This is a genomic window from Bacillus jepli, assembly GCF_047238305.1.
Lineage (GTDB): Bacteria > Bacillota > Bacilli > Bacillales > Bacillaceae_L > Ferdinandcohnia.
This window is the reverse complement of the sequence record NZ_JBDFMO010000001.1, coordinates 3,538,877-3,550,854: the sequence shown is the minus strand read 5'-3', so window position 1 is coordinate 3,550,854 and position 11,978 is coordinate 3,538,877. Positions and strand designations below refer to the sequence as shown.

At 36.5% G+C, this 11,978-nt stretch carries 9 protein-coding genes; all 9 read left to right on the top strand.

Annotation, left to right across the window (positions count from 1 at the left end; all coding sequences use genetic code 11):
- Window positions 1-128 precede the first annotated feature (128 nt).
- The 9 genes from ABC371_RS18170 (at window position 129) to hfq (ending at window position 11,935) form a co-directional block, all read left to right on the top strand.
- Window positions 129-1,865, top strand: a complete 1,737-nt coding sequence (locus tag ABC371_RS18170; protein ID WP_412898084.1) for a 2-oxoacid:acceptor oxidoreductase subunit alpha — start codon at window positions 129-131, stop codon at window positions 1,863-1,865.
- Window position 1,866: 1 nt separating this feature from the next.
- Window positions 1,867-2,733, top strand: a complete 867-nt coding sequence (locus tag ABC371_RS18165) for a 2-oxoacid:ferredoxin oxidoreductase subunit beta (RefSeq protein ID WP_412898083.1) — start codon at window positions 1,867-1,869, stop codon at window positions 2,731-2,733.
- Between the two features lie 252 nt (window positions 2,734-2,985).
- Window positions 2,986-4,515, top strand: a complete 1,530-nt coding sequence (gene miaB / locus ABC371_RS18160) for a tRNA (N6-isopentenyl adenosine(37)-C2)-methylthiotransferase MiaB (RefSeq protein ID WP_412898082.1) — start codon at window positions 2,986-2,988, stop codon at window positions 4,513-4,515.
- Between the two features lies 1 nt (window position 4,516).
- On the top strand, window positions 4,517-4,948 hold the full coding sequence (gene ricA / locus ABC371_RS18155; protein WP_412898081.1) for a regulatory iron-sulfur-containing complex subunit RicA: 432 nt from the start codon (window positions 4,517-4,519) through the stop codon (window positions 4,946-4,948).
- A 341-nt stretch (window positions 4,949-5,289) separates the two neighbouring features.
- Complete coding sequence (locus tag ABC371_RS18150; protein WP_412898080.1) at window positions 5,290-5,832, top strand: outer spore coat protein CotE; 543 nt, start codon at window positions 5,290-5,292, stop codon at window positions 5,830-5,832.
- Between the two features lie 121 nt (window positions 5,833-5,953).
- Window positions 5,954-8,551 carry a DNA mismatch repair protein MutS gene (gene mutS, locus ABC371_RS18145; RefSeq protein ID WP_412898079.1) on the top strand — a complete coding sequence of 866 codons (2,598 nt, stop codon included), beginning with the start codon at window positions 5,954-5,956 and terminating at the stop codon, window positions 8,549-8,551.
- Window positions 8,552-8,579: 28 nt separating this feature from the next.
- A complete protein-coding gene (gene mutL, locus ABC371_RS18140) occupies window positions 8,580-10,475 on the top strand; it encodes a DNA mismatch repair endonuclease MutL (protein ID WP_412898078.1) in 1,896 nt (631 codons plus the stop codon).
- Between the two features lie 192 nt (window positions 10,476-10,667).
- Window positions 10,668-11,615, top strand: coding sequence for a tRNA (adenosine(37)-N6)-dimethylallyltransferase MiaA (gene miaA / locus ABC371_RS18135; RefSeq protein WP_412898077.1), 948 nt, complete (start codon window positions 10,668-10,670; stop codon window positions 11,613-11,615).
- Window positions 11,616-11,707: 92 nt separating this feature from the next.
- Entirely contained in the window at window positions 11,708-11,935 is a 228-nt protein-coding gene (gene hfq, locus ABC371_RS18130) for an RNA chaperone Hfq (protein WP_412898076.1), read from the top strand.
- Window positions 11,936-11,978: the final 43 nt, after the last annotated feature.

The window sequence follows — 11,978 nt, the reverse complement described above, 5'->3', positions numbered from 1 at the left end:
TTGGAAAAGGCCCTGTTTCGAATCGCGAGAATTCACATAAAAAATCAACTACAGCAGAGTTGGAAAGTGCTTTACACTTAAACCTATAAAAAATCTTATATAGAACGTATTCCAAAGGGGTGTAAGTCATGATCAATCAACTTTCGTGGAAAGTTGGCGGACAACAAGGGGAAGGAATCGAGAGTACAGGGGAAATCTTTTCCATTGCTTTAAATCGTTTAGGCTACTATTTATACGGTTATCGCCACTTTTCATCACGTATTAAAGGTGGTCATACGAATAACAAAATTCGCGTAAGTACAACTCAAGTTCGTTCAATTTCAGACGATCTTGATATTTTAGTAGCCTTTGACCAGGAAACAATTGATTTTAATTTTCATGAATTACGAGACGGGGGAGTTGTGTTGGCAGATGCGAAATTCGGACCAACCATTCCTGAAAACACCAATGTTCATTTGTATTCTGTTCCTTTTACTCAAATTGCAACTGAACTTGGAACGTCGCTTATGAAAAACATGGTTGCAATTGGTGCAACTAGTTCATTATTAGACCTCGATTTAAATGTATATTTAAATGTGGTAGAAGAAATCTTTGGTCGAAAAGGTCAGCAGGTTGTAGAAAAGAACATGGAAGCAATCAAAGCAGGCGCTGAATTCCTACAGGATCAACTCAGCGAAGACGTAAAAATGAAGTTAGAAAAAGCGGACGGAAAGCAGCGCATGTTCATGATTGGTAATGACGCAATTGCTTTGGGTGCTCTAGCCGGTGGGGCAAGATTTATGCCTGCATACCCAATTACCCCAGCTTCTGAAATCATGGAATACTTAATTAGTAAACTACCTGAATTTGGTGGAACAGTGATCCAAACTGAGGACGAAATTGCTGCTTGTACAATGGCAATTGGCTCTAACTACGCTGGTGTTCGTGCATTTACAGCATCTGCTGGACCAGGTTTATCATTAATGATGGAGTCAATCGGTTTATCAGGTATTACTGAAACACCACTTGTTATAATTGATACACAACGTGGAGGTCCTAGTACGGGTCTGCCAACAAAGCAAGAACAATCTGATTTAATGGCAATGATTTACGGTACGCACGGAGAAATTCCTAAGATTGTCATGGCTCCTAGTACAGTACAGGAAGCATTTTATGACATAATCGAAGCATTTAACCTAGCTGAGGAATATCAATGCCCGGTTATTTTTCTAACAGACTTACAACTTTCACTTGGTAAGCAATCAGTTGAACCACTTGATTATTCACAGATTGAAGTAAGACGTGGAAATCTACTTCTTGATGATGAATTACCAGAATTAGAGAATAAGGAATATTTTAAGCGTTATGAAGTGACAGAGAGTGGAGTATCTCCACGTGTAGTACCAGGTGTGAAAAATGGAATCCACCATGTAACGGGTGTTGAACATAATGAACAAGGTAAACCATCCGAGGTTGCAAGCAACCGTAAGGATCAAATGGAAAAACGCCTTAGAAAGATTAAAAACATTCAATTCAAGACTCCTGTTCATAAAAATGTGAAACATGAAGAGGCGGACCTTTTAGTTGTTGGTTTTAACTCAACGCGCGGTGCGATTGAAGAAGCAATGACACGCCTTGAGAATGATGGTATTAAAGTAAACCATGCACAGATTCGTTTAATTCATCCATTCCCAACTGATGAAATGTTACCTTTAGTACAATCAGCTAAAAAAGTATTAGTGGTTGAGAATAACGCTACAGGTCAGCTCGCAAACATTATGAAAATGAATGTAGGACATGCGGACAAGATTACTAATTTCTTAAAATATGATGGTAATCCGTTCCTACCTCATGAAGTTCACACAAAATGTAAGGAGTTGTTCTAATATGGCAACATTTAAAGACTTTCGTAATAATGTAAAACCTAACTGGTGTCCAGGATGTGGCGACTTCTCCGTACAGGCGGCAATTCAGCGTGCGGCTGCAAATGTTGGACTTGAGCCTGAACAATTGGCTGTTATTTCAGGGATTGGGTGCTCAGGACGTATTTCAGGATATATCAATGCCTATGGATTGCACGGTATTCATGGACGTTCACTACCGATTGCTCAAGGGGTAAAAATGGCTAACCGTGATTTAACCGTTATTGCTTCAGGTGGAGACGGTGATGGATATGCAATTGGAATGAGCCATACAATCCATGCGATTCGTCGGAATATCGACATCACATATATCGTTATGGATAACCAAATTTATGGTTTAACAAAAGGTCAAACTTCACCAAGAAGTGAAATGGGCTTTAAAACAAAAAGTACGCCACAAGGCTCAATTGAATCTGCACTTTCCGTTATGGAAATGGCACTAACTGCAGGGGCAACCTTTGTTGCGCAAAGCTTCTCAACAGACCTTAAAGATTTGACAGCACTAATTGAGGCAGGCATTAAGCACAAAGGGTTCTCATTAATTAACGTATTTAGCCCATGTGTTACTTATAACAAGGTGAACACATATGATTGGTTTAAAGAAAACCTAACAAAACTAGCAGATGTTGAAGGATATGATCCATCTGATCGTTCTGTGGCGATGCAGACATTAATGAAGCATAATAGTCTTGTAACAGGGCTTATCTATCAGAATACAGAAAAGCCTTCCTATCAAGAACTTGTGCATGGATATAATGAAACTCCACTCGTGCATGCTGATTTGAATTTAAATGAAGAAAAATTCAATAAGCTTGTTGCAGAATTTATGTAATTTGACTATAACCCTACTAAGGATTTTTGTCTTAGTAGGGTTTTTGCTTTAACCTTTACTCACTGTTTTTTGAATGATAAAATAGGTATGTATGTCTTGACTATGAAGTATGTACAAATTTCTACATTTTCTATGGTTTTATTGTATTAAAACTTGTTAAACCTTATACTAGTAAAATGTGTAGGTTTATAGTGTTAAAGAAATTAAAAACTTTACAACAGATCGTTTTTGTAAAAAGGAAGGAGATACCACATGAACGAAAAACAACGTCTTGAAAGTACTCAAGTAAAACCTGCGGACAAAAAATCCGAAAAGGATTACAGTAAGTATTTTCAATCTGTTTATCAACCACCTTCATTAAAAGATGCGAAAAAACGTGGTAAAGAACAAGTTAATTACTTAAAAGAGTTTTCAATCCCTGAGGATATGAAAAATGCAGGAAAAGGAAAACGCTTTTTAATTCGTACGTATGGCTGCCAAATGAATGAGCATGACACGGAAGTAATGGCCGGTATTTTTATGGAAATGGGCTATGAGCCTACAGAAAATACCGAAGATGCAGACATTATTTTACTTAATACATGTGCGATTCGTGAAAACGCAGAAAACAAAGTATTTGGTGAAATCGGACACCTTAAACCATTAAAACTTGAAAATCCAAATCTTTTAATTGGTGTTTGTGGATGTATGTCCCAAGAAGAATCAGTGGTTAATAAAATTCTCGAAAAACATCATTTTATTGATATGATTTTTGGTACTCATAATATTCACCGCCTTCCTCAAATTGTAAAAGAGGCAACGTTCAGTAAAGAAATGGTTATTGAAGTGTGGTCTAAGGAAGGTGACATTATTGAAAACCTTCCAAAAGTACGTAAAGGTAATATCAAGGGTTGGGTCAATATAATGTATGGGTGTGACAAATTCTGTACTTACTGTATTGTGCCTTATACACGTGGTAAGGAACGAAGCCGTCGCCCAGAGGACATTATTGAAGAGGTAAGACATTTAGCAAGACAAGGATATAAAGAAATTACCTTACTTGGTCAAAACGTAAATGCTTATGGTAAGGATTTTACAGATATCAAATATGGTTTAGGTGACTTAATGGACGAGCTACGTACGATTGATATCCCGCGTATTCGATTCACAACAAGTCATCCACGTGATTTTAATGATCATTTAATTGAAGTACTTGCAAAAGGTGGAAACCTGATGGAGCACATCCACCTACCAGTACAATCCGGAAGTTCTCAAGTATTAAAACTAATGTCTCGTAAATATACAAGAGAATCATATTTAGAATTAGTACGCAAAATGAAGGAAAGAATCCCGAATGCTTCCTTTACAACAGATATCATTGTAGGGTTCCCGAATGAAACAGATGAACAATTTGAAGAAACTCTTTCTTTATATAGAGAAGTAGAATTTGATTCTGCCTATACCTTCATTTATTCACCACGTGAAGGAACACCAGCTGCAAAAATGGAAGATAACATTCCAATGGAAGTGAAGAAGGAAAGACTTCAGCGTCTTAATGCACTTGTAAATGAAATTTCTGCAAAGAAAAATCTTGCATACCAAGATCAAATTGTTGAAGTTCTTGTTGAAGGTGAGAGTAAAAACAATCCAGATGTTTTAGCGGGATATACAAGTAAGAATAAGCTGGTCAACTTCAAAGCTCCAAAATCAGCAATTGGAAAAATTGTAAAAGTAAAAATTATAAAAGCAAAAACTTGGTCATTAGATGGTGAAATGATCGAAGAAGCGGTAGAGGTGAACTAAGATGGCACAATACACAAAAGAGCAAATCGTTGACAGAGCAACAGAGCTTGCAAAAATGATTGCAGAAACAGAAGAGGTTGATTTCTTTAAACGTGCAGAAGCACAAATCAATGAGAACAAAAAGGTTCAAGAAATTATTGAGACAATTAAAAGCTTGCAAAAACAGGCAGTTAATTTCCAACACTATGGTAAGTCTGAAGCATTAAAGCAAGTTGAAGAAAAAATTGATAATCTACAAGCAGAGCTCGACAGTATTCCAGTTGTAGAAGAATTCAAAAACTCACAACTTGAAGTGAATGATCTTTTACAGCTTGTAGCACATACGATTTCAAACAATGTAACAAATGAAATCATTACGTCTACTGGTGGCGACTTATTAGCAGGTGAAACTGGTTCAAAGTTGAATAACAAAAGTGGCTGTAGCTGCCATTAATAAATTGAGGCAAAAGCGTAAAGCTTTTGCCTTATTTTTTTTGCTTGCTCACCTCAAGTATTTATTTTTGCTTGTACAGCTTTGAAAAAAAGGTACATAAATGGGCGAACGCGCATACAATGAACTATACGGTAATCGTAAGGTTGATGTATAAAGAGAAGGACATTGCGTTTTTTTTAAAAGTACTTATTTTGAATGGTTTATTCAACTTTTTTTCATGTACTTACAAGTAAGATATCGAAGTACTGCAAAAAGTTTTGAAAAAGAAATCAGTCTTTATCACACTAGTCAAATGTCCCGCATAGGATGAATTGAAGATTGATTGAGGAGGGTTTGTTCGAATGTCTGAATACAGAGAGATTATCACAAAAGCTGTTGTAGGAAAAGGACGTAAGTTTTCGCAGTCTACTTATACAATTTCACCACCACACCACCCATCCAACATTTTAGGATGCTGGATCATTAACCATCAGTATGAAGCGGAGAAAAAAGGGAATACGGTAGAAGTAAGCGGCAGATTCGATGTCAATACATGGTATTCTTTTGGTAACAATACAAAAACAGAGGTTGTTACGGAAACACTTTCATACAAAGATTGCATCAAACTCAAGTATAGAGATGAGAATTTCTTAGGTGATGACTGTGACGTGATTGTTGAAGTGTTGCAACAGCCAAATTGCCTAGAATGCACAATTTCACCTAATGGGAACAAAATTCTTGTAGAGGTAGAAAGAGAGCTTCTTGCAGAAGTAATTGGCGAAACAAAGGTATGCGTCCACGTAAATCCAGATGGTTGCTATGACGACATCAAAGATTGGGATGTAGATGACGAAGAATTTGAGGATTTAAATCCTGACTTTTTAGTAGGGGATTTAGAAGAATAATTGAAACTAGGAGGCACGACTTCCTAGTTTTTTTTCATTTAATGGAAGACAAGTCTCCCCCACCCTATTTTTAAATTATGTTATAATATGAACAGAACTACTGTTGTTGGGGGATTAATAAATGGCAGAATATACGCCGATGATAAAGCAATATTTAGCGATAAAGGCAGATTATCAAGATGCCTTTTTATTTTTTCGACTTGGAGATTTTTATGAAATGTTTTTTGAAGATGCCATAAATGCATCCCAGATTTTAGAAATAACCTTAACGGCTAGAGATGGTGGAGTAAATGAAAAAATCCCGATGTGTGGGGTTCCTTATCACTCAGCCGCTGGATATATTGAACAATTAGTTAATCAAGGATATAAAGTGGCCATTTGTGAGCAAACGGAAGATCCGAAACAAGCAAAAGGTGTCGTCAGACGTGAGGTTATTCAATTAGTCACTCCTGGTACTGTGATGGAAGGAAAGAACCTTTTAGATAAAGAGAATAACTTTTTAGCTTCTATTACCAGTTTTTCAGAGGGTCATTTTGGTTTTGCATTAACTGACTTATCGACCGGTGAAAATAGGGTATCCTTATTGTCTTCAAATTTTGAAGATGTTATTGGAGAAATTTATGCAAATGGTGCTAAAGAGGTAGTTGTTCCATCTGATTTAGAGGAAATGTATAAAAAAGCGTTGATCGAACGCTGTCAGGTTACAATTTCACATGAAGATAATTGTGAAGTAGCAGATCATTTACAACAGCTAACGAATTGCCTTAATGATGAAAAGTTAGTCTTCACGTTTGGAAGATTATTAAATTATTTAATGAAAACACAAAAACGATCACTTGATCATTTGCAGCAGGTTCAGGTCTATTATACAAATCAATTTATGAAAATCGATCTTTATTCTAAGCGTAACTTGGAATTGACTGAAACGATTCGAAGTAAAGGAAAGAAAGGTTCTTTATTGTGGCTTTTAGATCAAACAGTTACAGCGATGGGTGGTCGTTTGTTAAAACAGTGGATTGACCGACCTTTATTAAATAAAAACGAAATTGAAGCACGTCTAAATATGGTTCAAACCTTCATTGAACAATACTTTGAGAGGTTAGAATTAAGGGATTTATTAAAGGAAGTCTATGACTTAGAACGTCTTGCTGGACGAGTAGCCTATGGGAATGTCAACGCAAGGGACCTGTTACAGTTGAAAAAATCGCTCGAACAAGTACCAGGAATTTATAATCTTGTGACCAAGCTAGAGCATCCATATGCAGACAATCTCGAAAATCAAATGGATCTTTGTGAATCACTCACTGATCTGTTACAGAGGTCTATTAAAGAATCACCTCCAATGACGATTAAGGAAGGAGATATTATCAAGGATGGTTTCAATGACATTCTTGATCAATATCGTGATGCAAGTCGTAATGGAAAAACATGGATTGCAGCCTTAGAAAAACAGGAACGAGAAAAAACTGGAATCAAGTCATTAAAAATTGGATATAACCGCGTATTTGGCTATTATATTGAAGTAACTAAGGCAAACTTGCAGTTTTTGCCGGAAGGTATGTACGAAAGAAAACAAACATTAACAAATGCGGAACGTTTTATCACCCCTGAGCTTAAAGAAAAAGAAACATTAATTCTTGAAGCAGAGGAAAAGATTGTCCAGTTAGAATATGATATTTTCCTTACTATTCGTGAACAAGTAAAAGAATATATCCCAAGACTTCAGTCATTAGCTAAGGTGATTAGTGAACTGGATGTCCTTCAATGCTTCGCAACAATTAGTGAGGAGCGCCACTATTGTATGCCTCATTTTTCGGAGGACAAGCTCATTATTAAAGATGGACGTCATCCTGTTGTGGAAAAAGTGATGCAAGCACAGGAATATGTTCCAAATGACTGTGTAATGGAGCAGGGGCATTCATTACTACTTATCACAGGCCCAAATATGTCTGGTAAGAGTACGTTCATGAGACAAATTGCCCTTACTTCAATATTGGCCCAAATCGGTTGTTTTGTTCCGGCAAGTGAGGCGGTACTTCCAATCTATGATCAAGTGTTCACAAGAATTGGAGCTGCGGATGATTTGATTTCAGGGCAAAGTACATTTATGGTGGAAATGCTCGAGGCCAAAAATGCGATTGTGAATGCAACATCTAAGAGCTTATTATTGTTTGATGAAATTGGACGCGGGACATCCACTTATGATGGGATGGCATTAGCTCAAGCAATTATTGAGTATATTCATGAAAATATTGGAGCTCATACTCTATTTTCCACACATTATCATGAATTGACAGATTTGGAAGCAGCACTTGAAAATTTAGTCAATGTTCATGTTAGTGCAATTGAGGAAAATGATAATGTTGTTTTCCTTCATAAGATCAAAGAAGGAGCTGCAGATAAAAGCTATGGGATTCATGTTGCGAAACTTGCGGAGCTTCCAGACAACTTGATTGAACGTGCGAAAGAAATTTTGAATCAGCTTGAACAAGGTGAAAAGCAAGTCGTAGCAACAAGGGAAGATTCGATTGATCTTTCTAATAATCTGCAACTTTCATTTTTTGAGGAAACAAAGGCTAGCTACCAAAAAGAAGAAAAGCCAATCTCTTCAAAAGAAAAGGATATATTGAAAGACATTAAAGAGATGGACATTATAGGTCTTACACCACTAGAAGCCATCAATCGTTTATATGAAATTCAAAAGCAACTTAAAGCATAAAAATAAGCTAAGACAATGAGGTGATGGCATGGGGAAAATCATCCAATTAGATGACCTTCTTTCAAATAAAATAGCAGCAGGGGAGGTAGTCGAGCGCCCAGCCTCTGTTGTGAAGGAATTAGTCGAGAATGCCATTGACGCAAATAGCACAATAATCGAAATTGAAATAGAAGAGGCAGGTCTTTCCAAAATTCGAATTATTGATAATGGAGACGGGATGGATAGCGAGGATTGCGTAAATTCCTTTCATCGACATGCGACAAGTAAAATTAAGGATGAAAATGATTTATTTCGAATCCGTACGTTAGGTTTTAGAGGTGAGGCGCTCCCTAGTATTGCCTCCGTTTCCGAATTGGAAATGAAAACAAGCACTGGGGATAATTCTGGTACTCATATTTTAATTAAGGGCGGACAGTTTGTCTGGCAAAAGGCAACGAATAGTCGAAAAGGTACGGATATTACGGTTTCAAATCTCTTTTTTAATACTCCTGCTCGTTTAAAATATGTAAAAACGATTCATACCGAGTTGGGGAATATTACCGATGCTGTAAATCGAATCGCACTATCACATCCAGAAATTTCATTTCGTTTACTTCATAATGGGAAACGACTTTTATATACAAGTGGAAATGGCGATGTTAGGCAGGTACTCGCAGCCATATATGGTTTAGGAATTGCAAAGCAAATGGTGCCTATACATTTAGAATCCTTAGACTTTACAGTCGAAGGCTTTGTATCTATGCCAGAGGTAACAAGAGCTTCGAGAAACTATATTTCAACTATTATTAATGGGAGATATATTAGAAACTATGCACTTGTTAAAGCTATTCAACAAGGCTATCATACTCTTTTACCTATTGGAAGATTTCCAATTGTATTACTTGATATTAAGATGGACCCATTATTAGTAGATGTAAATGTTCATCCAGCAAAACTGGAAGTCAGGATTAGTAAAGAATCTGAACTTAATCAATTAATTGATGAAGGAATCAAAGAAGTTTTTAAACATAAACAATTAATCCCAGATGCAGCATATCCGAAGAAAAAAGAAGTGCAGAAATCAGAGCAACAAGAATTTGTGTTTCAACATTCGATAAAAACGGAACCCCAAGAGCAGAAACGATATCTTCCTACATTTACGAAGACGATCGACGAGATTCCTATGAAAGCAGAAACGATATCAGAAACACAACCGCATATAAGTCAACCTTCATATGTGAATAAATCTGCTGAATTGGAACACTTAGTGATTGCTGAAAATAAGGATGGGATGGATGTTGCATCGGAAAAAATTGAAGAAACAGAATTCGAAAATTCTGAAGCAACCATAAATCTGGATGAACGTGTGCCGGTCATGTACCCAATTGGACAAATGCATGGAACTTATATCCTTGCTCAAAATGAAAAGGGATTATATATCATTGACCAGCATGCTGCTCAAGAGCGAATCAAATATGAATATTTCAGAGAAAAAGTAGGCGAAAATATTTCGGATCTCCAGGAATTGCTTATCCCTATTACTCTAGAGTACTCGACAGATGAATGTATAAATATAAATGCACACACGCAGGACTTGGAGAAAGTCGGGATTTTCCTCGAACCCTTTGGACATAACAGTTACATCGTTCGGTCACACCCACAATGGTTTCCGAAAGGGGAGGAAAAAGAGGTTATCGAAGAAATAATTGAGCAAGTGCTAAATGATAAGAAAATAGAGATTAAGAAATTGAGAGAAGCAGCAGCGATTATGATGAGCTGTAAAGCATCGATTAAGGCAAATCATCATTTACGGAATGACGAAATATTTGCCTTACTTGAAACTCTTCGTAAAACAAGTGATCCATTTACATGCCCACACGGTCGACCGATCATCATACACCATTCGACCTATGAAATGGAGAAAATGTTCAAACGTGTTATGTAGCGATACGATGATAAGGGTTGAAAACTCGCTGAATTGGCGAGTTTTTACCGTATAAGTCAAAAGTTGTATAAAGTTATGTTAAAATTAGAAATAAATGTTATTTTCTTTGCTGTTTTGGTTATAATAATTTAGTATTCGTCTAATTATCTATGTTACGATAATAGTATGAATTGAAGTAAAGGTAGTGATTGATTGGAAGAATCGAAAAAAGAAAAACTTGTCGTTCTAATTGGTCCAACCGCTGTTGGTAAGACAAAATTAAGTATAGAGCTTGCGAAGAAGCTAAATGCCGAAATCATTAGTGGAGATTCCATGCAAATTTACAAAGGAATGGATATCGGCACAGCGAAAATTTCAATTGACGAAATGGAGGGGATTCCACATCATCTCATTGATATAAAGGAACCCCATGAAAATTTTTCGGTTGCAGAGTTTCAAGCCGCTGTTAGAAAATTAATTTCAGACATACATAGTCGTGGTAAATTACCGATGATAGTTGGCGGGACTGGGCTTTATATTCAATCTGTTATTTATGATTATCAGTTTACAGATGATGCATCAAATCCCGAGTACCGAAAAACGCTCGAACAACAAGCTAATGACAATGGTGTGGATTCACTTTATCAGGAACTAAAAGAGATTGATCCAGAAAGTGCTGAGCGAATTCATCCTAATAATATCAGAAGAGTCATCCGTGCTTTGGAGATTTTTAAATCAACAGGAAAAACGATGACGGAATATATGAAAGAACAGAAGCAAGAGCTAATATATGACGTTGCCCTTGTTGGATTAACAATGGACCGAGACAAATTGTATGACCGAATAAACGATCGAGTTGACCTGATGATCGAATCAGGGCTGCTTGAAGAGGTCTCAACTTTTCATTCTCAAGGTTTACGTGAGTGCCAATCGATCCAGGCTATTGGTTATAAAGAACTTTATCGTTATTTAGAAGGCTTATTATCCCTAGAAGAGGCAATCAGTGAGTTAAAGCAAAATACCCGGAGATATGCGAAACGTCAATTAACTTGGTTTCGAAATAAAATGGATGTAAAATGGTTTGATATGACAGGGAAAAATGGGTTTGAAGAAAAATTTAATGAAATTTATAAATATATAGCAGGAAAGCTGGGAATTTAGGAGAATAGATTATAATATGATTATTCGTTTTGTCCAAAAAAGGGCAATGACCGCTCCAGCATATTGCGGGAAGATTTAGAGGAGGACAGTTCATGAAACAAGCTATTAATATTCAAGATCAGATTTTAAACCAACTGCGTAAGGATGGAACATTTGTAACTGTATTCTTATTAAATGGATACCAATTACGAGGATTAGTAAAAGGGTTTGATAATTTTACAGTGTTATTAGAGACAGAAGGAAAGCAACAGCTTATTTATAAGCATGCGATTTCTACTTTTGCCCCACAAAAAAATATTAAGCTTGAGCTCGAAAGCTAACAAAAAACAACCTTACTTTTAAAGTAGGGTTGTTTTTTTCATC

Coding starts and splice junctions, on each gene's coding strand:
- ABC371_RS18170 (WP_412898084.1), top strand. CDS start 129: ATGATCAATCAACTTTCGTGGAAAGTTGGCGGACAACAAGGGGAAGGA.
- ABC371_RS18165 (WP_412898083.1), top strand. CDS start 1,867: ATGGCAACATTTAAAGACTTTCGTAATAATGTAAAACCTAACTGGTGT.
- miaB (WP_412898082.1), top strand. CDS start 2,986: ATGAACGAAAAACAACGTCTTGAAAGTACTCAAGTAAAACCTGCGGAC.
- ricA (WP_412898081.1), top strand. CDS start 4,517: ATGGCACAATACACAAAAGAGCAAATCGTTGACAGAGCAACAGAGCTT.
- ABC371_RS18150 (WP_412898080.1), top strand. CDS start 5,290: ATGTCTGAATACAGAGAGATTATCACAAAAGCTGTTGTAGGAAAAGGA.
- mutS (WP_412898079.1), top strand. CDS start 5,954: ATGGCAGAATATACGCCGATGATAAAGCAATATTTAGCGATAAAGGCA.
- mutL (WP_412898078.1), top strand. CDS start 8,580: ATGGGGAAAATCATCCAATTAGATGACCTTCTTTCAAATAAAATAGCA.
- hfq (WP_412898076.1), top strand. CDS start 11,708: ATGAAACAAGCTATTAATATTCAAGATCAGATTTTAAACCAACTGCGT.